Raw genomic sequence first — 25,113 nt, 5'->3', positions numbered from 1 at the left:
TAAGTGCGTTTTTCTATGTAGAAGGCTGAAATTTTACTTTTTAGCTATACATTTACGTCAGCGTTTTCACTGACACCATATTCGATAAATTATAAATAGATTTTTGATGATTTTAGACCGAACCATTGCTCCACCATCAAGGAAAGTAGAACACGTAAATATTCCGACTGCTGAAAAGATAAATCTTGATAATAACATTCCACTTTATACAATCCGTGCAGGCGAGCAGCCAGTAATGCGTTTGGAATTGATTTTTGATGCGGGTAGTAAATTCGATGCCATTGGCGGAGAATCTCTCTTTGTTTCAAAAATGCTTACTGAAGGCACAAAAAATTATAAAGCCGCCGAAATTAGCGAGTTTTTCGACCAGTTTGGTGCTTTTACCGAAATCACACAATCGTTCGAGCGTTTGGCTATTACGGTTCATGGACTAACCAAGCATCTGACAAAACTTTTGCCGATGCTCAAAGAAATGATTTCGGAGTCGATTTTTCCCGAAGCTGAGTTTTCAATGCAAAGAAATATTGCTTCACAAACCCTAAAAGTTAATCTCGAAAAAACCGCTTTTGTGGCCAGCCAAACTTTCAGAGAGCAGATTTTTGGTGCTAATCATCCTTACGGAAAATCGGTCAATCAAGCCATTATCGAGAATATTATACCCGAAGCAGTTCGTGAGTTTTATGCAAAACAAATAAGTGGAAAATCATTCACGATTTTTTTATCAGGAAATTTCGGTGAAGAAGAAATAAAAGCCTTGAACGAAAGTTTTGGGCAAATTCCAGCAGGTTCACCAGAAAAATTAGAAGAGAAATTTCCTGAAACTCCAAAAGTTGGCGAAAACCTACTTGTTAGTCGCTCTGAAAACTTACAATCTTCAATTCGAGTTGGAAGAAAATTGTTCAATCGTTCGCACCCCGATTTTTTCAAGTTTATAGTTACAAATACAATTTTTGGTGGGTACTTTGGCAGCCGATTAATGAAGAATATCCGTGAAGAAAAAGGCTTTACCTACGGTATTTCATCATCGTTGATTCCGCAAAAAGAAGGTGGTTATTTGATTATCGGAACCGATGTAAAAAAGGAGTTTACTCAACAAACTATTGACGAGATTCACAAAGAAATTGTTCGCCTACAAACCGAACAAATTTCAGAAAACGAACTCGAAACTGCCAAAAATTATATGATTGGCTCGTTTGTCGGTTCATTGAATACACCATTTGAGGTAGCTGACCGCCAAAAAGTAGTGATTTTAGAAAACCTGCCGAGCGATTTTTACCAAAATTATATTCAGCAAGTAAATGCAGTTTCGGCCGAAGATGTGATGCAAATAGTCAATAATTATCTCAAAACCGAAGAACTATGCGAAGTGGTAGTAGGAGGGAAGTAAGAATAAAATCAAAATTTTGTGCCACACCTTATTATTAATTCAATAAGGTGTGGCACAAATGTTTAAAAACCATTGCCAATTGTCTGAGTTTGTACTTTTAGCAAATACATATCGGCCGTAATATAAAGCACCGAACCATCGTTTCCGAACGCACAGTTGGCCGTTGCTTCGCCCGTATCAATTCTTCCCAATAATTTAGCTTCGGGCGATAAAATCAAGACTCCTCCTGGCCCTGTCGTAAAAATGTTCCCTTTTTTATCAATTTTTAGTCCATCGGGCAAGCCTTTTAGTCCTTGTTTTACCATTGAAGTCATATCGTAGAAAACTCGTCCTTTTCCAACTTTACCATCAACAGAAACAGGATAAGCCATTAAATATGCACGGTCAGGGTCAGATTGTGCCACGTAAAGTGTTTTTTCATCGGGCGAAAATGCCAAACCATTCGGGCGAGTTAAATCCTCAATAATTAATGTCGTTTTCCCAGTTTTATCAACTCTATAAACGCCAAAAAGTGGCGTTTCACGACTTGGGTCATCTTCTTTTTGGCGTAAACCATAAGGAGGGTCGGTAAAATAATAATCTCCGTTCGATTTCTGTACCACATCGTTTGGGCTATTGAAGCGTTTCCCCATATAATTATCGGTCAATGTACGTTTTCCGCCAAAAGTTAATGGCATTTCTGCCAATCGGCGGTCACCGTGTTCGCACGAAACTAAATTTCCTACTCGATTGATAATCAATCCGTTACTCCCAGGTTCGTCGCTGTATGGTGGAATTCCAGTATAGCCCGAAGGTTTTAAAAACTCAGTAATTTCTTCGCCTTTTTTCCAGCGATAAATCGTATTGGCTGGTACATCCGAAAACAACAGATATTCGCCATCTTTTACCCAAGCAGGGCCTTCCGACCAAATGAAACCTTCGCCCAAAACTTCAATTTTGGTGTTCGCATCTAAGATTTTGTCTAAGGCGGCATCATAACGGTCGATTTTACCAATAGTTTTTGATTGGGCAGTAATAATGTGAGTACTCATAGAGAATAAGGACAAGAATAAAATTTTTTTCATAGTTTGATTGGGTTGAAAACAAAACAGACGAATTTAAACTATTTATTCTAATAAGTGTTAAATACTTGAAAATTTTGTTGAGGTTCTTTGATAATCAAGGCAAAAGCTATATTTTTAAAAAAGATTTTTACGTTCTTTCCACCACACAAGACTGCTGTAAAGAACCATAACCCAATCATTCGAGAAATGATGGTGGATTACCAACCAACCCAACAGTCAAAAATTGATTTACGGGTACTAAAAGAACTGGTTCGCCACGGCGAAAACAAGTTCGTAGAATTTAAACTAAAAACCAATCACCCTGAGAAGATTGTCAGGGAAATGGTCGCTTTCGCCAATACCGATGGTGGAAAATTGATTGTGGGCATCGGCGATGACAAGAGCATAAAAGGCTTGAAATTTCCCGATGAAGATGAGTATATTCTGCAAAAAGCCATCGAAAAATACATTTATCCTGCCATTGATTATCATCTCGAACGCCTAATTGTTGAGGGCGAGCGAGAGGTTTTAATTTATGATATTCAGAAAAGTCCGTTTAAGCCACACTACGTAGATTTAGATGGGATTGCCGAAAACCGTCGGGCGTATGTACGTGTAGCCGACCGCTCAGTGCAAGCCAGCAAAGAAATGCGAGAAATTCTGAAAGGCGAGCGAAAAGGCTTGAATATCAAGTTTAATTACGGAGAAAAAGAACGAATTTTGATGAAATATTTGGCCGAAAACCCAACTATTACGGTAGATACCTACGCCAGCATTGCTAATATTCCACGAAAAGTAGCTTCTCGGACTTTAATAGTTTTGGTGTTGGCCAATGTCATAAAAGTACAACCCCACGAAGTGCAGGATTTTTTTGTGGCGGCGTGAGGGTTCTACCTATATTTTATCCTAATAAAGTCTTTTATTACCTTTTGTCAATATTTGGTGGTTTATTTTGCTGCTTAGCTTTTGTTTTGAATCAAAAACAAGATTATGAAAGCTATTATAAATACTGAATACGGCTCGGCTGATGTACTTAAACTACAAGAAATTGAGAAACCTATGCCAAAGCCTAATGAAGTTTTGGTGAAAATTTATGCAACAACCGTCAATCGAACTGATACGGGTTTGCGTTCTGCCGAATATTTTATTTCAAGATTATTTACGGGACTTTTTAAACCAAGATTTCATACACTCGGTAGCGAATTTGCGGGAGTTATTGAGCAAATCGGCGAAAACGTAAAGTCATTCAAAGTCGGAGATGAAATATTTGGACTAAGTACTTCAACCTTTGGCACTCACGCCGAATACCTCGCCATACCCGAAAGTGCTTCTATTGCTCTTAAACCCAAAAACTTCAATTTCTACGAAGCCGCTTGTATTGGTGAAGGCCCATATTTAGCTCTGAATTATCTAACAAAATTCAAGATTGATAAAACTACCCAAATACTTATCAATGGTACTTCTGGCTCAATTGGTAGTTCGGGTTTGCAGTTGGCCAAATATTTCGGAGCGGAGGTAACAGCCGTAACCGATACTAAAAATCTCGCTTTGGCCAAGACTCTCGGAGCTGATTTTGTGGTAGATTATACGAAAGAAGATTTTACGGATACCGATAAAAAGTTTGATTTGGTCTTTGATGCCGTTGGCAAAAGTTCGTTTTTCAAGTGCAAAAAACTGTTGAAAGAAAACGGCACATACTTTTCGACCGAACTGGGGTATTTATCTCAGAATGTCTATTTGCCACTTTTTACCAAGAAAATTATTTTCCCGATTCCGAAAGACACGAAAGAACAAGTAGAGTTTTTCAAAGATTTAGCCGAAAAAAGGCATTTGCGTGCCATAATTGATAGACAGTATAGTTTAGAGGAGGTTGCCGAAGCACACCGATACGTCGAGAAAGGCATGAAAGTGGGAAGTGTTTCTATAAAAGTTGTTTGATTGAGGTAATCACCCAATCACAAAACTATCAGCATCTAAATAAGCAGGGAAACGCTGGCGAAACTCATCGAGCGAAGAGCGGTCGAGTGTGTGGTGGTGAATAACTTCGTTATCAATTTCACGGAAAAGTACTTTTCCTGTAAAATCAATGACAGCCGAATTGCCCGAATGCGGAAAACCATTACCATCTTCGCCCACACGATTTACACCTACCACATAACTTTGGTTTTCGATGGCACGAGCCACCAAAAGAGAATCCCACGGATACATACGCACTTGAGGCCAGTTGGCTACGTAAATCAATAAATCGTAGTCGAGATTAACGTTTCTGCTCCAAACTGGAAAACGTAAATCATAACAAATAAGCGGACAAATCTTCCAGCCTTTAATTGTCTTGATGAGTCGCTTAGTGCCTTCGGCATATACATCATTTTCTTTCGCCATTCTAAACAGGTGGCGTTTGTCATAGGTATCAACTTCACCTTCTGGAGTGACCCAAAGCAAGCGATTATAGTAATTTTCTCCTTCCTTAATAATCACACTTCCCGTAATGACCGCCCCAGTTTGTGCCGCCATTTGCTTCATCCAACGAGTTGTTGTGAGGTTCATAGGTTCGGCAAACTGCTCGGCTTTCATCGAAAAGCCAGTCGTAAACATTTCGGGCAAAATGATTAAATCAGTCGATTCATCAATGTCAAAAATTTTTTCTTCAAGCATAGCCAAGTTCGCCGTTGGGTTTTCCCAATGGAGATTCGTCTGAACCAACGAAATTCTTAGATTTTGGCTGCTATTTTCTGACATTTGCTGATTTTAAATTAAAATAGAACACAGATTGTTATGATTTTTATGGTAGTTTATGATAAAATCTTAACGAATCATAAAAATCATAATTATCAGCGTTCTATAATTTTACTTCGGAAACTTCATTCGATACTCAATATCCACATCACCTTTGGTGATATTGGTGAGTTTTTTCTTCAACATTTGTTTTTTCAACGATGTCAGGTGGTCAGTAAACAAAATACCATCAATGTGGTCATATTCGTGCTGAATAATTCTTGCTGCCAAACCCTCGTAAGTTTCAGTATGTTCTACCCAATCGGTATCAAAATAACGAATCGTAACAAACTCTGGGCGATAAACATCAGCTCTTACCCCAGGAATACTCAAACAACCTTCTTCATAAGCCCATTCGTCGCCATCTTCTTCAATGATTTCGGCATTGATAAACACTTTCTTGAAATCAATCAATGATGGGTCAATGTCTTCTTCGGTTTCTGCACCTTCGTTGATAGGTGTCCCATCAACCACAAAAAATCGAATATCCATGCCAATCTGCGGAGCCGCCAAGCCAACTCCCGATGCAGCGTACATGGTTTCAAACATATCGGCCGCTAATTTCTTAACGTCTATTTCTCCTTGCACAATATCACGGGCTTCTTTTCTCAGAACAGGGTCTCCGTAAGCAACAATTGGGTATATCATCTTCTTTACTATTTATCTATTTTTAACATTTTTCGGAGAATAATTCTGTTATCTTCAGCATTCTCCTTTATCTCTATATTTTCAATTAAAAAGCCATTTTTCAAGGCAAAAATCAGCATCGCTCCGAAACGATTGCGAGTTTTGAGCGTAATCGAACTAAAACCTTGTTCAGAAACCCATTTCTCTTGCTCATTTGCCAATTGGGCAGCAATTCCTTCTTTTCGGTTTTCGGACAAAACTCCACCGAGCCAACTATAAAAACTACCATCTTGATAGCGGTCATATCCGACCTTGAAGCCTACGACCTGCTGGTCTTTTTCGGCAACTAAAATCAAGTATTGTGTGTTTGATAATCGTTGGAGGTAGCTTTCTTCGCTGTGATTTCCACTCGAAAATTCGGGTATTTTTTCAGAAATCTCAATACATTCGGCAATTGTACCTTCACGAATAATTACATTTGCATTGGTGTTCATGCCACAAAGTTACGAAACTGATGAATAATAATCTTAATAAAACAGTACAGTTTATTGATTTAGGTCTGATTGATTACCAAGAAGGCTGGGATACGCAAGAAAAACTCTTCGCTGAAATCATAGATATTAAAGTTGCCAACCGAGGAATAGCCCCCGAAGAGCAAAAAACTACACCTAATTATTTGCTTTTTTGTCAACACCCGCACGTTTACACGCTCGGGAAAAGCGGAAAAATAGATAATCTTTTGCTCAATGAAGAAGGTTTGCAGGAAAAAGAAGCAAAATTCTATAAAATTAACCGTGGCGGAGATATTACCTATCACGGGCCTGGGCAACTGGTCGGCTATCCGATTCTGGACTTAGAGAATTTCTTTACTGATATTCATCGCTATATGCGTTTTTTGGAAGAAGGCGTAATTCTGACTTTGGCTGATTATGGAATCGAAGCGGGAAGAATAGATGGTCTAACTGGCGTTTGGCTTGATGCAATCGAGCAGAAAAATCCAAGAAAAATCTGTGCAATGGGCGTAAAATCGAGTCGTTGGGTAACGATGCACGGTTTGGCCTTGAATGTAAACACCGATTTGAATTATTTTCAGAATATTGTTCCATGTGGAATAGACGACAAAGCCGTAACCTCAATGGCCACCGAACTCGGAAAACTGCTTGATGTGCAAGAAGTTGGAACAAAGCTAAAAGGACATTTAGGTCGCCTTTTTGAAATGGAGTTTGCATAAGGATTTACCACAGAGGCACGGAGGACACGAAGAAACACGGAGCTTTTTCTCAGTGAAACTCTATGTCCTTCGTGCCTTAGTGGTAAAAAATAGCCTTTTCATCTCAACTTTTGCATTTTCTGACATTTGAAGTTTATTTTACCTTTTCAATACACTTAAAAACCCTTCGACAAACATGAAAAAAAACTACTTTCTGAGTTTTTTCCTAATCACTTTGCTCTCTACGGCAGCTTTTGCCCAAAAACTCAACACCGATTTATTCAAGAAAATGAAGGCTCGTAGTATTGGCCCAGCCGTAATGTCTGGTCGAATCACTGCTGTTGATGCCGTTTGGGAAAACCCCAATATCATTTATGCTGCTTCGGCATCGGGTGGCGTTTGGAAAAGCGAAAATGGTGGCACAAAATGGCAGCCTATTTTTGATGATATGCCATTGCAAAACATTGGTTCGATAGCCATTCAACAATCAAACCCTTCGGTGGTTTGGGTAGGAACTGGTGAAGGAAATCCTCGAAACTCAATTAATTTAGGAGCAGGAATCTACAAATCGCTTGATGGCGGTAAAACGTGGAAATTGATGGGACTTGAAAAAACTCGCAATATTCATCGCATTCTGATTGACCCTACGAATCCGAATGTAATTTATGCGGGAGTTATCGGAAATCCTTATGCCGAACAACAAGAACGTGGCGTTTACAAAACCACCGATGGCGGCGAAACTTGGCAGCGAGTATTGTTTACGAACGAAAAATCGGGTGTAGCCGATATGATTATGGATGCCAAAAACCCGAATAAACTCTTTGTGGCAATGTGGCAACACAAACGCACCGCATGGGATTTCAAATCGGGCGGTGAAGGTTCAGGACTTTATGTAACATACGATGCTGGAAAAAACTGGAAGAAACTATCTAAAACTGATGGTTTACCCGAAGGTGATTATGGTCGAATTGGTTTGGCGAGCTGTCGCTCGTATCCAAATCGTGTGTATGCGTTGATTGAAGCGACCAAAAATGGACTTTATCGCTCCGATGATGGTGGTATGAAATGGGAAAAAGTAAATGAAGACCCAAAAGACGTAACAAATCGCCCGTTTTATTTCAATGATATTTTATGCGACCCAAAGAACGAAAATCGACTTTATAGTCTTTATCAAGTAATTTCGGTGAGTGAAGATGGCGGAAAATCGTTCAAAACTACTGCTACTTTTGACCAAGCTCACGCTGACCACCACGCAATCTGGATTCATCCCGAAGACAATAATTTTATTATTAACGGAAATGACGGCGGCGTTTCGATTTCGAGAGACAGAGGTAAAACATGGACTTTTGCCGAAGCCTTACCTTTAGGACAATTCTATCACGTAAATGTCGATAACGAAATTCCGTATAATATTTATGGTGGCTTGCAAGATAATGGTTCGTGGCAAGGCCCAGCATACACTTGGAAAGAAGGCGGAATCAGAAATTACAGTTGGCTTTCAGTCAATGGTGGTGATGGATTCGATGTTATGCCTGACCCCGAAGATGCTCGTTATGGCTACGCCATGTCGCAAGGTGGTTTTTTGGGCAGATATGATACTAAAACTGGACAATCTACTATGATTCGTCCGCCACAAGTAGATATTAAAAGTCGTTTGCGTTTCAATTGGAATGCTGCAATTGCTCAAGACCCATTTGAAAAAGGGACGATTTACTACGGAAGTCAGTTTGTCCATAAAAGTCAAAATAAAGGTTTGACTTGGGATATTATTTCGCCCGATTTGACAATCAATAATCCAGAACAACAAAAACAAGACCAAAGCGGTGGACTTTCGCTTGATATTACCTCGGCAGAAAACCACAATACAATTCTTACGCTTGCTCCGTCTCAAAAAGAAAGAGGCGTACTTTGGGCAGGAACTGATGATGGAAATGTGCAGTTAACGAGAGATTTTGGCAAAAACTGGTCGAATCTTACTTCAAAAATCAGAAATTTTCCGAAAGAAGGATGGATTTGTCAGATTCAAGCATCCAAATATAATGCTGGCGAAGCCTTCGTGACTGTTAATAATTATCGTCAAGGAGATTTTGCTCCGTATGTTTTCCGCACGAAAGATTTTGGTCAAAATTGGGAGCGTATCGTTGACGAAAACAAAGTGCGTGGCTATGCTCTTTGTTTCTTGCAAGACCCAACAACACCAAACTTAATGTTCTGCGGTACCGAACACGGCCTTTGGGTAAGTGTTGACGAAGCAAAAACTTGGACACAGTGGAAAGCGGGCCTACCATCGGTTTCGACAATGGATTTAACGATTCAAGAGCGTGAAGCTGATTTAGTGGTTGGTACTTTTGGTCGTGCTTTATATGTTTTAGATGATATTCGCCCACTTCGTAAAGTTGCTCAAGCCTCTACGAAGGTTTTAGACCAAAAACTGATAGCTTTTGATTCTCCTGATGCTTATTTAGTAGAATTTTCGACACAAATTGGCTACAACACAATCGGTGATGGAATGTACGAAGGCGAAAATCGTGCAGCAGGTGCAAGAATTAGTTATTTTGTGAATGTTCCGAAAAAAGAAGATAAAAAAGATGTGTCTACTCCAAAAACGCCAAGTATCAAATACGATACAGTTTATGCAAAAATCTATGATGAAGTAGGCAAACAGATTCGTACTTTATTTAGTGTGCCTGATACTTCGGGAATGCAACGCATCACGTGGAATTTGACCGAAAAGGGCATTCGTTATCCAAATGCTCAAAAACCCAAAAAAGGAGCTGCCGAACCAAGTGGAATTAATGTTTTGCCAGGTAAATATAAAGTAGTATTAAGTTTTGGCGACCAAAAAGATTCGACTTACATAAACGTAAAACCTGACCCAAGATATAATTTCGACCGCAGTGCAGAAGTAGCTAAACGAGATATTTACGAACGCCTAAAAGTGAACGTAGCTAAACTCACCGAAGCAACCGACCGCCTCACCGAAGCCAATGATGTTACAGAAAAATTATTGAATCAGATAAAAGATAGTGAAGGTAAAGAAATGGAAGATTTCAGAAAGCAAATAAAAGCTGTTCAAGATACAATCAAAGCGAAAAAAGAGCTAATTGTGGCAAAACCACTCGAAAAACAAGGTTATGGACGCCCGTACAGAGTAACTCCACTTACAAAAGCTCAAGAGTTAATGATGTATTTGGGCAATCGCCAGTCTTCGCCATCAAAAACCGAATCAATCATTTTAGAACAATTTGATGGCCTTACAAGAGAATCAATTGCCAAAATAAATTCATTCTTTGCAAGCAACTGGGTCGATTTCAGAAAGAAAGTAGAATCAATGAAGCTGAGTATGTTTAAAGATTATGAAATGATTCGATAATCTTTTTTCGTAATAAATTTCATTTAACGACGGCAAGGTTTTGAACCTTGCCGTCGTTGTTTTTGCCGAAAAGAAATAATTACAAAAAATCATTGCCGTCAGTTTTAACTGACGGATTGCTGAAAAAACAATAAATTTGACTTTAGTCAAACCATTAATTTAGACTAAAGTCAAATTTGATTTCTTACAAGTATCCGTCAGCTAAAGCAGACGGCAATGAATAACCACTTTTATTTTGATAGCTTCACAAACCCAGCAAACGCAAAAAAGCCGCAAATACTTTTTAGCATTTGCGGCTTTTTATATATTGAATCCTTAAACTGACTTTCGTCTGAATTAGAATCTGAAGTGCGAGAATGCTTTGTTAGCTTCTGCCATTCTGTGCGTATCATCTTTTTTCTTCACTGCCGCACCTTCACCTTTAGCAGCAGCGATGATTTCGCCAGCTAAACGCTCAGTCATGGTTTTTTCACCACGCTTACGTGAATATCCAATTAACCATTTCATACCTACTGATTGCTTACGGTCAGCACGTACTTCCATTGGAACTTGGAATGTAGCACCACCTACACGGCGGCTTTTTACCTCTACTGTTGGCATTACGTTAGATAACGCTTTTTTCCACAACTCAAGGCCATTTTCTTTTGTACGAGCTTCAACTAATTCTAAAGCACCGTAGAAAATTGTGTATGCAGTACTTTTCTTACCGTCATACATCAAGTTATTTACAAATTTTGTTACAGTTACGTCTCTGAACTTTGGGTCAGGAAGCACGTAACGCTTTTTTGGTTTTGACTTTCTCATTTTGTTTAAATAAGGTTTCGTTCTTGAAAACTAATTCACCTCTGATTGCTCCGAGATTACTACCCTGTTGTTAAGCTGTATTATTGAAAAACTGAACGTTAATCTTCTAACCGAAAACTTTCAACTGGAAATTATTTTTCAGGAAATTATTTTTTCTTTCCTTTAACTGGAGCTGCTACTTGACCTGGTTTAGGACGTTTAGCACCATATTTAGAACGGCTCTGCTTACGGTTGTTTACACCGGCAGTATCTAACGCTCCACGAACGATGTGGTAACGTACCCCTGGAAGGTCTTTTACACGACCACCACGAATCAATACGATTGAGTGTTCTTGCAAGTTGTGTCCTTCACCTGGGATGTAGGCATTTACTTCTTTTTGATTTGTTAAGCGAACACGAGCAACTTTACGAAGTGCTGAGTTTGGCTTCTTTGGAGTCGTAGTGTAAACACGAGTACAAACGCCACGACGTTGCGGACATGAATCCAACGCCGGAGACTTAGATTTCCAAGTCATTTGTTCTCTGCCGTTTCTTACTAACTGTTGTATAGTAGGCATTTTGTTAAAAAATTGTTTTCGTTAGATACTAATTTCCAATTAGGGCTGCAAAGGTACAGGTTTTATTCTAAAAAGAAAAACTTTTATTAGAGATATTCTTGATTTATTGGTTTTTTGTTTGTAAAAGCTGAAAATTGAAGCTATTATATAGGATTTTATAGGCTAAGACAGTTTTAATCTAAATCAATATCTAAGAAAATCTTATATTATTTTCGATAAAAAGTACTAATAAGAGCAGTTATTAGGAGGCTGATAGTCAGTTTTTTAGGCTCAATATTTTGTTTCTTCTGAGTTTCTACAATAGTTTTTTATCATTTCTTCTTCCAACCAATTCTTCAAAGTCTGAATCTCTTTTTACGACCGGTCAGAAAATTAATCAACATAAAAACAAATTTTAAAAACAATAAAGTATGAAAAAGTGGATGTTATATAGTTGTGTTGCTTTGGCAATGGTGTTTGCGTGGGCGTGTGATAAAAGCGAAGTTAGCAACAACGTGAGCGTGGTTTCGAGTTTCGAGAATGGTTTTGATGGCTGGAGCGTAGATTTGGCCGAATACAATACTTCGATGGATAGCAGTATGATAGAATTTAAGTATGCTGTCGCAAAAATGCCTTCAGATTCAACCAAAAAAGGTTTGCGAGTGCAGAGCCATAATCGTAGCGATGATATGTTTATGTATGCAAAGAAAAAAATCAGCGGTTTAGACAGTAAAAAAACGTATGAAGTTTTCTTTGATATTGAACTCGGTACATACTTTCATGCAAATAGTATCGGAATTGGTGGTTCGCCAGGGAGTTCGGTTTTTGTGAAAGCAGGTGCTTCATCGAAAGAACCAGCTAAGTATTTAGAAGGCGATTTTTATAAGTTCAATCTTGACAAAGGTAATCAATTGGAAGGAGGAAAAGAGCTTGTAACAATCGGTGATGCCTCAAATGGTCTATCGGAGCCAGGTTTCAAGGTCGTAAATCGTAATAACACAACTAAACTGGTAACAGTAAAACCAAATGAAAAAGGCGAGATTTGGCTTTGTGTAGGTACAGATTCTGGTTTTGAAGGCTTGAGTGTTTTATATTATGATAAAATAAGTGTTTCGATTAGAGAAAAGGCTTCTTTGTAAAGTAATACCACAAGAGGTAGTCTTGGTTTAAAGGCTACCTCTTGTATTGATTTTTGAGCTAAACAATCATATTAGTTTGTTACACCTTGAAAATGCAATTTGCCACCAATAAGCGTTGTGCCATTGCACATATAAACGGCTGTTGCAGGATTGCCTGATTGATAAATGAATGATTGTGTGGCAGTCTCGTCATTTCCTGCCATTACCCATAGATAGAAAGTAACAATTGAGCCATCAGGCACACCCAATGTTCCTGGGTCAGTTGTGTACGACTGGTCGATTAATTGATTGCCTGTTTGGCTCGACATTCCAGAGTTTCCATTGTTCATGTCGATGTACTTAAATTCTGTTCTTGCAACATACGCACCTTGTTGATTCAAAGTGAATTGTCCTACTGTTTGAAGTGCCATAGCTATAAATGTTTAAAGGTTTATGTTGCCTACTCTGTTTCGGATTTTCGGCTTTCTCCTTGTTTTTTTGATATGACAAAGTTCGACACAATCCTTATCGTATATAAGCGTATAAAGACCCCTTTTTACAAACAGGTATATTTGCTTCCTCAAATGCGTAGTTTAACTCTTCTTATCAAATCAATGTGCTTTTATTTATCTAATACGCTGTTTTCTAATCAATTATCAGTAATTTTGCACCTCATTTGAGAAATATTCGTTTCTCATTACTCAAAATCATTCATTCACAAATAATATGACTACCGAACAATTGAAGGAGTTAAAGGCCAGATTAGCGGCCTTGAGGGGGTATCTTTGACTACGATAGCAAGAAAGAACAACTCGAAGATTTAGAGCAACAAACCGCTCAACCCGAATTTTGGACTGATGCTGCCAAAGCAGAAAACGTAATGAAACAAGTACGTATGCTTAAAGGTTGGACTGTTGGCTACGAAAATGCCAATGCAGCCATCGGCGACCTCGAAACACTTTATGAATTTTATGAAGGAGGCGAAGTAACCGAAGAAGAAGTTGACGAAGAGGGTAAAAAGGTAGAAACGATACTCGAAGAGCTGGAGTTAAAACGAATGCTCTCGAACGAAGAAGACCAAATGAGTGCCATTTTGGAGATAAATGCAGGAGCAGGTGGAACAGAAAGCCAAGACTGGACAAGTATGCTCATGCGTATGTATATGATGTGGGCCAATAAAAAAGGTTATAAAGTATCGGAACTCGATTATCAAGATGGCGATACGGCTGGGGTAAAATCGGTTTCGCTACAAATTGATGGGCCAATGGCTTATGGTTTCTTGAAGTCAGAAAACGGAGTACATCGTTTGGTTCGAGTATCTCCATTTGACTCAAATGCTCGTCGTCATACCTCGTTTTCATCGGTTTTTGTATCGCCATTAGTTGATGATACGATTACGATTGAAATTCGTGATGCTGATATTGAAATCCAAACTTCTCGCTCGGGCGGTGCTGGTGGACAAAACGTTAATAAAGTTGAAACGAAAGTACAACTCACGCACAAGCCAACGGGTATTGTAGTAGTTTGTCAGGTTGAACGTAGTCAGCTCGGTAATAAAGAACGTGCAATGCAGATGCTTCGCTCGAAACTTTATCAATTAGAAGTTGACAAACGTAATGCGGCAAGAGCCGAAACCGAAGCTGGAAAGATGAAAATCGAGTGGGGTTCACAGATTCGTAGTTATGTATTAGATGACCGTCGAGTGAAAGACCACCGAACTAATATTCAGACATCAAACACTGAAGCTGTTTTGAATGGCGATATTGATGATTTCATCAAAGGTTATTTGATGGCGAATTAATATTTAGTGGTTCAGACCTACGTCGGCATGGCTCGAAGCCATGCCGACGTTCAAATGATAAGCTCTCGTTTTTAAGCAAACTGCTTTACTACTTTCATAATATGCTCGGTATCAACGCTGTTTTTTTGCCATTTCTCTAAGCGTTTATTCATTACCCTAAACCAAATGGGTGGCACGAGCGACATCAAAATCATCATAGTATAACCAAAAGGTAGCTGAGGGCTTTCGTCGAAATGTCGAAGTACTTGGTACGGCCGTGCTGCATAAGCATGATGGTCGGAGTGCCGTTGCAGATGAAAAAGCAGCAGATTACTATAAAAATGATTAGCATTCCACGAATGAAGCGGATTTACTTTCTCATAGCGTCCATTTTCGAGCTGTTTCCGCAAAATTCCATAATGCTCAATATAATTTACACATTCCAAAGATAAAATCGCAATTATGCTCTGCACCGCAAAAAATGTTGGGACTATCCACGTAATTGCTTGTGATTTACTGAATGAAACTGCAAGTACATAGCAAAGAAGAATGGGCAATATAACCGACCAAATCATTTCATTATTAATGCTCCAAATCGGTTTGTCTTCTTTTTGAAGAAGCTTTTTCTCAATATTCCACGCACTTCTGAAACCTCCAACGATACTTTGCTTCCAAAAAGCAAAAACGGTTTGGTTTTTGCGAGCGGTTGCGGGGTCGAGGGGCGTTGCTACGTGCGTGTGATGCCCACGATTATGCTCAACAAAGAAGTGCATGTAGCAAACCGAAATCAAGGCGGCACGGGCATGGAATTGTGCAATTGCACTTTTACGGTGGCCTAATTCGTGAGCAACGTTGATGATGGTAGAAGCATAAACGCCTTGGCTAAGCATCAGACCGAAAATTTGATACCAAGTGAGGTCATCGTGCGTAAGGACATAACACCCCCACAAAAGCATAAAATATTGAATATAGACGTGAGAATAGACCAAAACGTCGAAATAGCGGTCATTGAGAAGTTTTTCGTATTCTTCGGTGCTGGCGTTTTGGGAGTCTCGACTTACGATTTCGTCAAGAATCGGAATCAAACCATAGGCGTAGATAAATACAAAAAATGTCCAATTGGGACTGATATAATAATAGCCCAAAAGAAAGAAGGCGATAAACGAGTAGCCCCATGCAAAACCGATTTTTTTTCTGATGCTCATGGTTTACTGATTTTTCGTTGTAAATTTAGTCAATCAATACAAATATTATAATTTTGTTGGATAAATCCTATTAAAACAACTGCTTTTTGAGTTGATTCAAATAATGACCTAACCCTATCATGAGCGAGTTTTTTATTTATTTACAGCTTGGTTATCAGCATATTACCGATATAAATGGCTACGACCACATTTTGTTTGTAGTGGCTCTTTGTGCGATTTATAGAATTACCGACTGGCAAAAAATATTATATCTTGTTACGGCCTTTACGATTGGGCATTCGATTACGCTGGCGTTGGCCGCTCTCGAACTTATCGATTACAGCACCGATTTAATTGAGTTCTTGATTCCCGTTACGATTATACTCACTTGTATTTCAAATTTCTTTCACCGAAGTACCGAAAGCGTTCTTGACCCCGAAGAGTTTTCGAGAGTGCGTTATTTTTTCGCCATGATGTTTGGTCTTATTCACGGCATGGGTTTTTCTAATTATCTGAAAAGTCTTCTCGGAAAAAACGAAAATATTGTTGTGCAATTATTAGCATTCAATATTGGTCTCGAATTTGGGCAGTTGCTCATTGTGGCAGTTGCGATTACGCTTTCGTTTTTGGTTTTGGATGGCTTCAAGATTAAAAAACACTCTTGGAATCTTATTTTATCTGCTTTTGTGGCTGGAGTAGCCTTCAAACTCATGACCGAAAAATGGTATTTTTAAAGGAGAAATAAATTTGATAGTCTTTTAAGGTGCTTATTATCAGGTACTTATATTCTTAATTCTACATTCTTAATTGTTCGTCAGCACTTTTGCACAGATTTTGTGTTATAAATAACGTAATCACTATTTTTTATTGCTCATGCAAGAAAGTACATCACTTCTCGGTTTTCTCTTAACGGCATTTTTGGCGGGTTTTGCGTCAATTTTTATGCCTTGTATTTATCCAATTATGCCCATGACGGTCAGTTTCTTCACGAAACAATCGCAAGGAACTCGTAAAGCTACTTTTTATGGACTTTCTATCATGTTCGTTTTCGGACTAATAGGTTTAGTAGCAACCGTTTTCGGAGCTCCATTTCTCAACTTCATAAGTACTCACTGGATTCCAAATCTTATATTTTTTGTCATTTTTATCATTTTTGGAATTTCCCTTTTGGGGGCTTTTGAAATCGTTCTGCCACATAATGTTGTCAATAATATTGATAGAATGTCAGAAAAAGGCGGACTTGTCGGTATTTTCTTCATGGCTCTTACACTCGTTGTGGTATCGTTTTCTTGTACAGCCCCGTTTGTTGGCTCATTGTTGATTATGGCGGCAAAAGGCGAGGTTTGGCGACCACTTTGGGGAATGTTGGCTTTCGGATTGCCATTTGGAATTGTGTTTACTTCGTTGGCGATGTTTCCGCAGTGGCTCAAAAGTTTGCCGAAATCTGGTGGTTGGATGAACGAAATGAAAGCCGTTTTCGGAATTTTGGAGTTTGCTTTAGCACTTAAATTTTTAAGTAATATCGACCTTACGTATCATTTCAACTATATTTCTCGAAACACTTTCTTGGTTATCTGGATAATCATTTTTGCTGCCATCGGACTATATATTTTAGGTATCCTTCGCCTTCCGAAAGATAGTAAAGTGAAGAAATATAACATTCCAAGAGTAGTTTTCGGAACTTTATTCCTTGCATTTGCGGCGTATATGATTCCTGGAGTTTCGCACGGAAAAGAACTAAGTTTATTATCGGGGCTATTACCACCTAAAACAATCGCTACAACAGTTGCGGATGGCTCTAAACTCAGAGATTTACCGCACGAATTGAAAGGATTCTATGATTATGATGATGCCCTTGCATACTCGAAAGAAGTTGGCAAGCCGTTGTTCATAGATTTTACAGGCTACGCTTGTGCGAATTGTCGTAAGATGGAAGAAAATGTTTGGCCAAAACCCGAAGTTTTAGAAAAACTTAAAAATGATTTCGTGATAGCTTCTTTGTATGTTGATGACAAAAAGGAACTTCCAAAAGAAAAACAATATACATCAAAATATGATGATGAATTGAAAGTAACAGTAGGGGATAAAAATATGGATTTAGAAATTGTAAAATACAACAACAATGCTCAACCGTACTACGTTATTGAAGATTCTAACGGAAAACTGATTGTAAAGCAGCCAATTGGCTATACTTCAAAAGAAGAATTTTTGAAGTTTCTGGACGAAGGAATCAGCAATTATAAAAAGCCTTGATTTATATCTAACAAGTTAGAAAAGCCTTAGTATTTTCAATAAATGCTGAGGCTTTTTTATGTTTTATTAGATATTTTTCCAATTAAATTATTGAGGAGTAATAACTGGTTTTAGTCCGTAGGACTTTCATATTGGTAGAAACAATCATTGGGTTAACTATCAGAATGCCGTAGGTATTCAACTAAACCGCCTATTTGTTGAATACCTACGGCATTCTAATTATACTTTTTCGATTTTATGCTACCAATATGAAAGTCCTACGGACTATAGATTTGAATAATTGTTATCTATTAAACAAATGTTCGATTTCGAGTTCAGTAAAGCGGGCTTTTTTTGCAGTGGCTTGTCGGAGCAAGTTGAGGTACTGAAATTTTGGAATTTCGATAGCACCAAAACGCCTTACATTATCGTTAATGAATTGAGTATCAAGTAATTCGAATCCTTGTTGGCGAAGGGTCTGAATTAAATAATGAAAAGCCACTTTTGAGGCATTAGGCTGGGTATAAAACATTGATTCACCAAAAAACGCTGCTCCGATAGAAACGCCATAAAGCCCTCCAACGAGTTCGTTATCTAAATAAGCCTCTACACTATGAGCCAGCCCCATACCATTTAGGCCAGTATAAGCATCAATGATTTCTTCTGAAATCCAAGTATCGTCCGAATCACTTCGAGCAACGGCACAGCCACGCATGACCCCCTCAAAATTATGATTAAAGCGAATCTCAAAATAGTTTTTGTTGAGTACAGGACGAAGCGATTTTGGTGGTTTGTAGGTATCAATCGGAATGATAGCACGAGGGTCGGGCGAATACCAATAAAGCGTCCCGTCCGAATCTGCCATCGGGAAAATACCATTTATATAGCCATAAATTAAGTCGTCAGGCGTAAGTTTTGTCATTAAATAGTTGTAGCTATATGCTAACAAAATTAAAGAAAAAAATAAAAAAAACTAATTTTGACACAACTGTTTTCTGAAATTAAAGAAATTTCTGTTGACAGTTTACCGTTGTCGGTTGACTAAAACTTAGTTCTTCTTAATTTTTGGAGATTCAAAAGTGATTTTCCCTTTTTCGTCGTATTCATAAACTACGTACGATTCAAAGCCGTTATCGTAGCAATCTTTCCCGTACTGAGTTTCTTTCTTGCGGCGGTTGCCTGTTGGGTAATATTCAATCCAACGACCAACTTTTACGCTATCGTCCATCATGCCTTGCTCGGCCAATGTTCCGCTTTCATTAAATGTTAGGTATTCGCCTGTTACTTTTCCGTAGAGTTTGGGTTTTACTTCTTTGATTTTTGTTTTGCTTTCGTCGTAGTAACTTATTTCAGAATCTTGGTAGAAACCTCGTTCGTAGTATTCTTTATTCAGCAAATTGTAATTTTTATCGTATAATTCCCAACGCCCATCTTTTGCTCCGAGATAATACCAGCCTTCTTCAACCACCAAATCGCCCAAATATTTTTTATACGGTCCGTGCATTAAATCATTCGTAGCTCTGTCTCGCCCGATACCTTCCACAATTCTATTGGCTTTGCGGTCGTACCAAAATAAGTGTCTGTTATACGGATTTGGTTGCGTAAATTCTTTGAGCGTATAAAACTCTAAAAAGGTCAGATTATTGCCAGTTCCCTGTCTGATTAATTGTTTTTCAACCTTAATTCCTTCGTAATCACGGCCATTAAATTCCTTTTTCAAGCCTTTAATCTCCTTTTTTACATCTTTTATGGTCTTTTTGAGCTTTAGACCTAAATCGGGTAACGTTTCGGTTGCAAACTTTTTAGCATCATCAACACTCGAAATATTGTTTCCTCCGGGCAAGGATGCCGAAGCCGTTGGTGTGGTCACACCAACGGGAAGTCTGTCAAGTTTTTCTTTAATCGTTTCTTTTTTATAACCTTTATCTCCTTTACGCTTTGCTTTTGGTACAGCATCACTTGTTTGGGCATCGGCCATTGAAAATGATAGCAGAACAAATGATGAAATCGAAGCTAATAGGTATATTTTGTGGTAAAGTTTCATTTTCGATAATAATGATGGTAATTTTGCACTCTATTTACAACGGAAAATTTGAAAAAAAATTGAATTCGGGCTTAGTTTCTCTCAACTCCGAATGTACTAAATTGATATAAAGATAATGAAAGAGTGGTTTGCAGAATGGTTTGATACTTCTTTTTATCATCAACTTTATAAAAGCCGAAGCTACGAAGAAGCTCAAATGCTCATTGATAATCTCGAAAAACAGCTTGGTTTTGCACCAAATAATACTTTTCTCGACCTTGCCTGCGGAAAAGGCCGTCACGCTATTTACCTAAATTCAAAGGGCTATGATGTAACTGGAATTGATTTATCTCAAAATAATATCAAAGCAGCTAATCAATCAGCCAGTGAGAATTTGCATTTTTTTGTGCATGATATGCGTGAAACTTTCCGTGCTGACTCTTTCGATTTTGTCTTAAATTTATTTACAAGTTTTGGATATTTTGAAGAAAACTACGACAATTTTCGAGCCATAAAAGCAGTTGCCGAAAATTTAAAATCAGGCGGAACACTCGTGCTCGATTACATGAATAGTGCCAAAGCCGTAAAAAACTTAACAAAATACTACGAAAAAGAAGTTGAAGGCATAAAATTCGTCATTACAAAAAAAATCGAATATGGTTTTATTGTAAAAAATATTGATTTCGACTACGAAAATAAGCATCATCATTTTGAAGAGAGAGTCAAGATTTTGACTTGTGAAGATTTTAGATACTATTTCCGAAAGGCAGAATTGACTTGCAAAGAAATTTATGGAAGTTATGACCTACAACCCTTCGACGTAGCGGAATCTGACCGAATGATTTTTGTGGTTCAGAAAGTACCTGCCATTATGAATTAAGTAGTCCATGGTCAATAGTCCATAAGTCCACAGATATTTACTTAATTGATATTTAGTCACCTGTGCCATTGTCTGTGTCCTCACAGACAATATTGTTTTATCTCGCCCGAATCTCGACATTTTTCGAGTAATTCAAGATTTGTCTGATTCAACTTCGGGTGAATAAACGCTGGAGCGATTTCGCAAAGTGGCACTAAAACAAATTTTCGTTCTTGAATAAATGGGTGCGGAACTGCGAGGTTTTGGGTAGAAATAATCTCGTTGTTGTAGTACAAAATATCAATATCAATGCTTCGTTCGCCCCACTTGATTTCACGAATTCGCCCCATATCTTTCTCAATTTTTAGCACTAAATGAAGCACTGCACTTGGAGAAAACTTGGTTTCAACTTCAAGAACTTGGTTCAAAAAAGCATTTTGTTCGGTAATTCCCCACGCAGCGGTTTCATAAATACTTGATTTCGAGCGAATTTTGCCAACTTTTTCTTCAATTAACTTTTGTGCCGTCGAGAGATTATCTTCTCGATTTCCTAAATTAGAACCTAAGCCAAGAAAGATTTTATGGGGTTTCAAGCAATTGATAAATTAAAGGTTTGAACGGCTTCGGCAATTTCTGAAAGTAAAGCAGGGTTTTTCTCGAAGGCATTGCCAATCACAATAATATCTGCTCCTGCTTCGAGAGCGGCGGTAGCTTTTTCGGGCGAATTTATTCCTCCTCCAACAATTAGCGGTAAACTCACGTTTTTGCTTACTTTCTCAATCATTTTTGGCGAAACAGGATACATCGCTCCGCTTCCGCCATCCAAATAAATCAATTTCTGACCAAGCATTTCTCCCGCCATTGCCGTACAAACTGCAATATCAGCTTTGTCGTGCGGAATCGGGGTAGTATTGCTGATATAAGAAACCGTAGTTTGGCGACCGCTATCAATAAGCATATAGCCCGTTGATAAAATCTCCAAACCGCTTTGTTTGAGCAGTGGAGCAGCAATTACGTGCTGACCAATCAGATAATCGGGATTTCGTCCAGAAATCAATGACAGTAAAAGAATAGCGTCGGCCGTTGGCTCAATGTGTAGGCTATTTCCTGGAAAAATAATGACAGGAATATTGGTTTTTTGGCGAATGACGACAATCATTTCGCCCATGATGTTTTTTGTAATCAAGCTACCGCCAACCAAGAAATAATCTACTCGGTTTTCGGCACAAGCATATAAAAAAGTCTCGAAAGAATTTAACTCAACTTTATCGGGGTCGAGCAAAACAGCCAAAGATTTCTTTTGTAATTGCTTGTTGGATACTATTTTATCAAGAATTGGTCTCGACATTTTCGGTTGCGTCGGTGGTAAGATTATCTATAATTCCCAAAAGTTTATTTTTTGCAATAGTCAGCAAAACCGACGTTGCAACACCTTTCAGAGCAGCCCATACGAAAGAATCTTCGTCGTTGTCTTCTTCTTCTTGTACGATTGGCTTAGGGTCAAGCGAAATTTTTTGTTTAGCCGAAGGCAAAAGTAATTCTGTCAGAGCGTAGGCCGTTAGAACCACCCCTCCGATAACCAAAGCATTCTTCCCCACTTTCTTCAAATCTCCGATTTGCGTTTCGATGGCCTCCAAATATTTATTGGCCGACTCCTGCAAAAATTCTTTACGCTCTTCACGGCTAACTCCCTTTGGCGGAACCACAGGAATATTAATGATGCTTTCGTTCGATTTTTTCACTTTAAGCTGATTTTTGTTCAAAAGTATTGAAAAATGCCCAAAAAAGAAAAGTGAATCGTTGATTTGTGACTTTGTGCCAGTAAAAGCAATATTATTTACCGATAAAATGTTAGTTTTGGTTGAGATTTAAAATTATGAGAAATAATTATTTCAAATGAAACGCCACTACTTTGTGTTGCTGGTTACCTTATTGGTTTTTGAAGTCAAGGTTTCGGGGCAAACTGATTTACAGCAAGCTTTTCGAGAATGTGGCATCAAAGGCAGCACCACAATCTATGATTATAAAAATCAGAAGTGGATTTATTCAGATTCTCTCGATGCTCAAAAGCTAAGTTTGCCTGCTTCGACCTTCAAAATCATTAATTTATTGATTGCCTTAGAAACAAAAGTAATCAGAGACGAAAACGAGGTTGTGAAGTGGGTAGGAAAGACCGATACTACGCTTTATGGCTATCGCCCAGAGATTTATAAAGATATGACCGTGCGGGAAGCATTTGAAGTATCGGCTGGCTGGGTGTTTATCGAATTGGCCAAGAAAATAGGTCGAAAGAATTATGCAAAGTATCTGAAAGCCTGCCGTTATGGTAATGTAGATTTATCGGAGAAAGGTGCTGATTTTTGGAATTTTGGACGTTTTGGAATTTCTCCGCAAAATCAAGTTGCGTTTATGAAGGCTGTTTATGAAGAAAAATTACCTTTTTCTAAGCGAAATTACGGAATTTTGAAAGAAGTAATGTTTGTAGAGAAAACCAACGATTACACAATCAGAGCCAAAACTGGATGGACTCGTGATGGTGGTATTGATTCCGGTTGGTGGGTTGGATATGTGGAAAGTCGAGAAAATACTTATTTCTTTGCAACTCGAATAGCAAAAAAGCGAACCGAGCAGAATCCAAATTTTGGTCAATGCAGAAAAACAATCACAAAAACGATTTTGAAACAAATCAAAGCTATTTGAATTGGTTATTGATTAATTTGTTGCTGGTTTACGTTGATTGCATTAAACGCTTAATGGGTTGGTGAAATGTGCCGTTAGGCACTAAATATTGGTAGAAATAAAAATGTCACATCGATTTAGCGTGCCGTAGGTACGCAACTGACAGGCTCCTAAAATTCAAGAAAATAAACATTAACAATCTATAAACTTTATGAAAAGTCCTCTTTTTAATCTTTTTATTGCCCTCGGAATTGTGGTATTCATTGCTTGTACAAAAAAACAAGTAGCCAATAAATATACCGTTTCTACGAATCAGAAAACTCAAATCATCACGGGAGCCGACCAAATTTCGGAATATTTGCCATTACTAAAAGGCAAACGAGTAGCGATGTTGGTCAACCAAACTTCAATCATCGGCAAAAAAGCCAGTGTTGATAGTTTATTGAGTTTAGGCGTAAACATTGTGAAAGTCTTTGGCCCAGAACACGGTTTTCGTGGCAATGCGAGTGCGGGAGCAAAAGTAAACAATGAAGTTGACCAGAAAACGGGTATTCCGATAATTTCGCTTTACGGAAAAATCAAACGCCCTACGAAAGAACATTTGGCCGATGTTGATGTAATGATTTTTGATATTCAAGATGTTGGGGCGAGATTCTACACCTACATCAATACGCTCGCTCATGTAATGGAATCTTGTGCCGAAAATGGCAAAGAACTAATCATTCTCGACCGACCAAACCCGAATGGTTATTTGGTAGATGGGCCAATTTTAGAAAAACAAAACTATTCGGGCATTGGTATGTTTCCGATTCCGATTACTCATGGACTTACGATTGGGGAGTTTGCCCAAATGATTAATGGTGAAGGCTGGCTTCCGAATAATCTACAATGCAAGATAAAAATTATCAAAATTGCCAATTATAACCACGATATGTCGTATGATTTACCAGTTTTTCCATCGCCAAACCTTAATTCTCAGCAGTCAATTTTGCTGTATCCAAGCACTTGTTTGTTTGAAGGTACAATTTTAAGTCAAGGTCGTGGTACTTACATTCCGTTTACGGTTTTGGGTGCTCCAGCCCTAAAAGGTAAATACGATTTTAGTTTCAAACCAGTAAGTATTCAAGGCATGAGCGAAACGCCCCTTCACCAAAACGAAGATTGCTTTGGACTTGATTTAAGAAAATACGACACGAGTATTCTGAGAAAAAGCCGACAAATCAACCTTTCATGGATGATGGAACTTTACAAGGCGTATCCAATGAAAGACAAATTCTTTGACAGAACCCAAAGCAAACAAATGGGAGACATTAATAAATTGGCAGGAACAGAAAAATTCAAACAACAAATCATAGACGGCGTTTCGGAAGCCGAAATCCGCAAAAGTTGGGAGCCAGGTTTAAGCGATTTTAAGGTTTTGAGAAAGAAATATTTGATTTATCCGTAATCTTGTAAATTAAGTTGTGGCACACTTCAAAAGTGT

General features: G+C 38.4%; 25 protein-coding genes. 12 read left to right on the top strand and 13 right to left on the bottom strand.

Features of this window, described 5'->3' with window-relative positions; all coding sequences use genetic code 11:
- Nucleotides 1-106 precede the first annotated feature (106 nt).
- On the top strand, nt 107-1,387 hold the full coding sequence (locus IEX65_RS15935) for a M16 family metallopeptidase (protein WP_188767196.1): 1,281 nt from the start codon (nt 107-109) through the stop codon (nt 1,385-1,387).
- A 62-nt stretch (nt 1,388-1,449) separates the two neighbouring features.
- Here the strand turns inward: IEX65_RS15935 and IEX65_RS15930 are convergent, their stop codons facing one another.
- Nucleotides 1,450-2,418 (bottom strand): SMP-30/gluconolactonase/LRE family protein, encoded by a 969-nt coding sequence (locus IEX65_RS15930; protein ID WP_229250715.1) that lies wholly within the window; start codon nt 2,416-2,418, stop codon nt 1,450-1,452.
- Nucleotides 2,419-2,637: 219 nt separating this feature from the next.
- Here IEX65_RS15930 and IEX65_RS15925 point away from each other — a divergent pair, with 219 nt between their 5' ends.
- Together IEX65_RS15925 and IEX65_RS15920 are read left to right on the top strand one after the other, a co-directional pair.
- Nucleotides 2,638-3,315, top strand: a complete 678-nt coding sequence (locus IEX65_RS15925) for an AlbA family DNA-binding domain-containing protein (protein WP_188767192.1) — start codon at nt 2,638-2,640, stop codon at nt 3,313-3,315.
- Nucleotides 3,316-3,420: 105 nt separating this feature from the next.
- On the top strand, nt 3,421-4,368 hold the full coding sequence (locus IEX65_RS15920) for an NAD(P)-dependent alcohol dehydrogenase (protein ID WP_188767190.1): 948 nt from the start codon (nt 3,421-3,423) through the stop codon (nt 4,366-4,368).
- Between the two features lie 9 nt (nt 4,369-4,377).
- Here the strand turns inward: IEX65_RS15920 and IEX65_RS15915 are convergent, their stop codons facing one another.
- From IEX65_RS15915 to IEX65_RS15905, 3 genes are all read right to left on the bottom strand, one after another.
- Nucleotides 4,378-5,169 (bottom strand): amidohydrolase, encoded by a 792-nt coding sequence (locus tag IEX65_RS15915; RefSeq protein ID WP_188767188.1) that lies wholly within the window; start codon nt 5,167-5,169, stop codon nt 4,378-4,380.
- Between the two features lie 108 nt (nt 5,170-5,277).
- Entirely contained in the window at nt 5,278-5,853 is a 576-nt protein-coding gene (gene def / locus IEX65_RS15910; protein WP_188767185.1) for a peptide deformylase, read from the bottom strand.
- Nucleotides 5,854-5,861: 8 nt separating this feature from the next.
- On the bottom strand, nt 5,862-6,326 hold the full coding sequence (locus IEX65_RS15905; protein WP_188767183.1) for a GNAT family N-acetyltransferase: 465 nt from the start codon (nt 6,324-6,326) through the stop codon (nt 5,862-5,864).
- Nucleotides 6,327-6,346: 20 nt separating this feature from the next.
- On the opposite strand from IEX65_RS15905, the gene lipB reads away from it, so the two are divergent.
- Both lipB and IEX65_RS15895 read left to right on the top strand, forming a co-directional pair.
- Nucleotides 6,347-7,063, top strand: coding sequence for a lipoyl(octanoyl) transferase LipB (gene lipB / locus IEX65_RS15900; RefSeq protein WP_188767181.1), 717 nt, complete (start codon nt 6,347-6,349; stop codon nt 7,061-7,063).
- A gap of 175 nt (nt 7,064-7,238) precedes the next feature.
- Nucleotides 7,239-10,415 carry a WD40/YVTN/BNR-like repeat-containing protein gene (locus IEX65_RS15895; RefSeq protein WP_188767179.1) on the top strand — a complete coding sequence of 1,059 codons (3,177 nt, stop codon included), beginning with the start codon at nt 7,239-7,241 and terminating at the stop codon, nt 10,413-10,415.
- A gap of 336 nt (nt 10,416-10,751) precedes the next feature.
- On the opposite strand, the gene rpsG is transcribed toward IEX65_RS15895, so the two are convergent.
- Nucleotides 10,752-11,219, bottom strand: a complete 468-nt coding sequence (gene rpsG / locus IEX65_RS15890) for a 30S ribosomal protein S7 (protein ID WP_188767177.1) — start codon at nt 11,217-11,219, stop codon at nt 10,752-10,754.
- A 146-nt stretch (nt 11,220-11,365) separates the two neighbouring features.
- Nucleotides 11,366-11,776 (bottom strand): 30S ribosomal protein S12, encoded by a 411-nt coding sequence (gene rpsL, locus IEX65_RS15885; protein ID WP_015028867.1) that lies wholly within the window; start codon nt 11,774-11,776, stop codon nt 11,366-11,368.
- Between the two features lie 410 nt (nt 11,777-12,186).
- On the opposite strand from rpsL, the gene IEX65_RS15880 reads away from it, so the two are divergent.
- Nucleotides 12,187-12,894 carry a hypothetical protein gene (locus tag IEX65_RS15880; protein WP_188767175.1) on the top strand — a complete coding sequence of 236 codons (708 nt, stop codon included), beginning with the start codon at nt 12,187-12,189 and terminating at the stop codon, nt 12,892-12,894.
- 71 nt (nt 12,895-12,965) lie between these two features.
- On the opposite strand, the gene IEX65_RS15875 is transcribed toward IEX65_RS15880, so the two are convergent.
- Nucleotides 12,966-13,304 (bottom strand): hypothetical protein, encoded by a 339-nt coding sequence (locus IEX65_RS15875; protein ID WP_188767172.1) that lies wholly within the window; start codon nt 13,302-13,304, stop codon nt 12,966-12,968.
- Nucleotides 13,305-13,599: 295 nt separating this feature from the next.
- Here IEX65_RS15875 and prfB point away from each other — a divergent pair.
- A protein-coding gene (gene prfB / locus IEX65_RS15870; RefSeq protein ID WP_188767170.1) for a peptide chain release factor 2 occupies nt 13,600-14,674 on the top strand; the annotation gives its coding sequence in 2 pieces (ribosomal slippage) (nt 13,600-13,659 and nt 13,661-14,674; 1,074 coding nt in all).
- A 71-nt stretch (nt 14,675-14,745) separates the two neighbouring features.
- Here prfB and IEX65_RS15865 read toward each other — a convergent pair.
- Complete coding sequence (locus tag IEX65_RS15865; RefSeq protein WP_188767168.1) at nt 14,746-15,858, bottom strand: alkane 1-monooxygenase; 1,113 nt, start codon at nt 15,856-15,858, stop codon at nt 14,746-14,748.
- Between the two features lie 119 nt (nt 15,859-15,977).
- On the opposite strand from IEX65_RS15865, the gene IEX65_RS15860 reads away from it, so the two are divergent.
- Together IEX65_RS15860 and IEX65_RS15855 are read left to right on the top strand one after the other, a co-directional pair.
- Nucleotides 15,978-16,571 (top strand): HupE/UreJ family protein, encoded by a 594-nt coding sequence (locus IEX65_RS15860; protein ID WP_188767166.1) that lies wholly within the window; start codon nt 15,978-15,980, stop codon nt 16,569-16,571.
- Between the two features lie 139 nt (nt 16,572-16,710).
- A complete protein-coding gene (locus IEX65_RS15855) occupies nt 16,711-18,090 on the top strand; it encodes a protein-disulfide reductase DsbD family protein (protein WP_188767164.1) in 1,380 nt (459 codons plus the stop codon).
- Between the two features lie 283 nt (nt 18,091-18,373).
- Here IEX65_RS15855 and aat read toward each other — a convergent pair whose 3' ends face one another.
- Together aat and IEX65_RS15845 are read right to left on the bottom strand one after the other, a co-directional pair.
- Nucleotides 18,374-18,991, bottom strand: coding sequence for a leucyl/phenylalanyl-tRNA--protein transferase (gene aat, locus IEX65_RS15850; RefSeq protein ID WP_188767163.1), 618 nt, complete (start codon nt 18,989-18,991; stop codon nt 18,374-18,376).
- Nucleotides 18,992-19,117: 126 nt separating this feature from the next.
- The gene (locus tag IEX65_RS15845; RefSeq protein WP_188767160.1) at nt 19,118-20,113 is read right to left on the bottom strand and encodes a toxin-antitoxin system YwqK family antitoxin; all 996 of its coding nucleotides are present in this window, start codon (nt 20,111-20,113) and stop codon (nt 19,118-19,120) included.
- Nucleotides 20,114-20,228: 115 nt separating this feature from the next.
- On the opposite strand from IEX65_RS15845, the gene IEX65_RS15840 reads away from it, so the two are divergent.
- A complete protein-coding gene (locus IEX65_RS15840; RefSeq protein ID WP_188767157.1) occupies nt 20,229-20,972 on the top strand; it encodes an SAM-dependent methyltransferase in 744 nt (247 codons plus the stop codon).
- 80 nt (nt 20,973-21,052) lie between these two features.
- On the opposite strand, the gene folK is transcribed toward IEX65_RS15840, so the two are convergent.
- The 3 genes from folK to IEX65_RS15825 are packed head-to-tail and all read right to left on the bottom strand — an operon-like array spanning nt 21,053 to nt 22,693.
- On the bottom strand, nt 21,053-21,544 hold the full coding sequence (gene folK, locus IEX65_RS15835) for a 2-amino-4-hydroxy-6-hydroxymethyldihydropteridine diphosphokinase (RefSeq protein ID WP_188767156.1): 492 nt from the start codon (nt 21,542-21,544) through the stop codon (nt 21,053-21,055).
- The gene (locus IEX65_RS15830; protein WP_188767154.1) at nt 21,541-22,299 is read right to left on the bottom strand and encodes a phosphoglycerol geranylgeranyltransferase; all 759 of its coding nucleotides are present in this window, start codon (nt 22,297-22,299) and stop codon (nt 21,541-21,543) included. Before IEX65_RS15830 ends, folK begins: the two co-directional genes overlap by 4 nt.
- The gene (locus IEX65_RS15825; RefSeq protein WP_188767152.1) at nt 22,280-22,693 is read right to left on the bottom strand and encodes a hypothetical protein; all 414 of its coding nucleotides are present in this window, start codon (nt 22,691-22,693) and stop codon (nt 22,280-22,282) included. The genes IEX65_RS15830 and IEX65_RS15825 overlap by 20 nt, the downstream gene beginning before the upstream one ends.
- Nucleotides 22,694-22,847: 154 nt before the next feature.
- Between IEX65_RS15825 and IEX65_RS15820 the strand changes: the two genes are divergently transcribed.
- Nucleotides 22,848-23,651 carry a penicillin-binding transpeptidase domain-containing protein gene (locus tag IEX65_RS15820; RefSeq protein ID WP_188767151.1) on the top strand — a complete coding sequence of 268 codons (804 nt, stop codon included), beginning with the start codon at nt 22,848-22,850 and terminating at the stop codon, nt 23,649-23,651.
- 190 nt (nt 23,652-23,841) lie between these two features.
- Nucleotides 23,842-25,077: an exo-beta-N-acetylmuramidase NamZ family protein gene (locus tag IEX65_RS15815; protein WP_188767150.1), complete on the top strand. Its 1,236-nt coding sequence runs from the start codon at nt 23,842-23,844 to the stop codon at nt 25,075-25,077.
- The last annotated feature ends 36 nt before the right edge of the window (nt 25,078-25,113 follow it).

The organism is Emticicia aquatilis (assembly GCF_014644295.1).
GTDB lineage: Bacteria > Bacteroidota > Bacteroidia > Cytophagales > Spirosomataceae > Emticicia > Emticicia aquatilis.
The sequence above is the reverse complement of the archived record's forward strand: the minus strand, read 5'-3'. Positions and strand labels throughout refer to the sequence as shown.

Excerpts from the sequence above, each read along its gene's own strand:
- IEX65_RS15840 (WP_188767157.1), top strand. The coding sequence starts at position 20,229 with ATGAAAGAGTGGTTTGCAGAATGGTTTGATACTTCTTTTTATCATCAA.
- IEX65_RS15860 (WP_188767166.1), top strand. The coding sequence starts at position 15,978 with ATGAGCGAGTTTTTTATTTATTTACAGCTTGGTTATCAGCATATTACC.
- IEX65_RS15905 (WP_188767183.1), bottom strand. The coding sequence starts at position 6,326 with ATGAACACCAATGCAAATGTAATTATTCGTGAAGGTACAATTGCCGAA.
- IEX65_RS15815 (WP_188767150.1), top strand. The coding sequence starts at position 23,842 with ATGAAAAGTCCTCTTTTTAATCTTTTTATTGCCCTCGGAATTGTGGTA.
- lipB (WP_188767181.1), top strand. The coding sequence starts at position 6,347 with ATGAATAATAATCTTAATAAAACAGTACAGTTTATTGATTTAGGTCTG.
- aat (WP_188767163.1), bottom strand. The coding sequence starts at position 18,991 with ATGACAAAACTTACGCCTGACGACTTAATTTATGGCTATATAAATGGT.
- IEX65_RS15920 (WP_188767190.1), top strand. The coding sequence starts at position 3,421 with ATGAAAGCTATTATAAATACTGAATACGGCTCGGCTGATGTACTTAAA.
- IEX65_RS15820 (WP_188767151.1), top strand. The coding sequence starts at position 22,848 with ATGAAACGCCACTACTTTGTGTTGCTGGTTACCTTATTGGTTTTTGAA.
- IEX65_RS15895 (WP_188767179.1), top strand. The coding sequence starts at position 7,239 with ATGAAAAAAAACTACTTTCTGAGTTTTTTCCTAATCACTTTGCTCTCT.
- IEX65_RS15845 (WP_188767160.1), bottom strand. The coding sequence starts at position 20,113 with ATGAAACTTTACCACAAAATATACCTATTAGCTTCGATTTCATCATTT.
- IEX65_RS15830 (WP_188767154.1), bottom strand. The coding sequence starts at position 22,299 with ATGTCGAGACCAATTCTTGATAAAATAGTATCCAACAAGCAATTACAA.
- IEX65_RS15855 (WP_188767164.1), top strand. The coding sequence starts at position 16,711 with ATGCAAGAAAGTACATCACTTCTCGGTTTTCTCTTAACGGCATTTTTG.
- IEX65_RS15875 (WP_188767172.1), bottom strand. The coding sequence starts at position 13,304 with ATGGCACTTCAAACAGTAGGACAATTCACTTTGAATCAACAAGGTGCG.
- IEX65_RS15935 (WP_188767196.1), top strand. The coding sequence starts at position 107 with ATGATTTTAGACCGAACCATTGCTCCACCATCAAGGAAAGTAGAACAC.
- IEX65_RS15925 (WP_188767192.1), top strand. The coding sequence starts at position 2,638 with ATGATGGTGGATTACCAACCAACCCAACAGTCAAAAATTGATTTACGG.
- IEX65_RS15915 (WP_188767188.1), bottom strand. The coding sequence starts at position 5,169 with ATGTCAGAAAATAGCAGCCAAAATCTAAGAATTTCGTTGGTTCAGACG.
- def (WP_188767185.1), bottom strand. The coding sequence starts at position 5,853 with ATGATATACCCAATTGTTGCTTACGGAGACCCTGTTCTGAGAAAAGAA.
- IEX65_RS15865 (WP_188767168.1), bottom strand. The coding sequence starts at position 15,858 with ATGAGCATCAGAAAAAAAATCGGTTTTGCATGGGGCTACTCGTTTATC.
- IEX65_RS15880 (WP_188767175.1), top strand. The coding sequence starts at position 12,187 with ATGAAAAAGTGGATGTTATATAGTTGTGTTGCTTTGGCAATGGTGTTT.
- IEX65_RS15930 (WP_229250715.1), bottom strand. The coding sequence starts at position 2,418 with ATGAGTACTCACATTATTACTGCCCAATCAAAAACTATTGGTAAAATC.
- rpsG (WP_188767177.1), bottom strand. The coding sequence starts at position 11,219 with ATGAGAAAGTCAAAACCAAAAAAGCGTTACGTGCTTCCTGACCCAAAG.
- rpsL (WP_015028867.1), bottom strand. The coding sequence starts at position 11,776 with ATGCCTACTATACAACAGTTAGTAAGAAACGGCAGAGAACAAATGACT.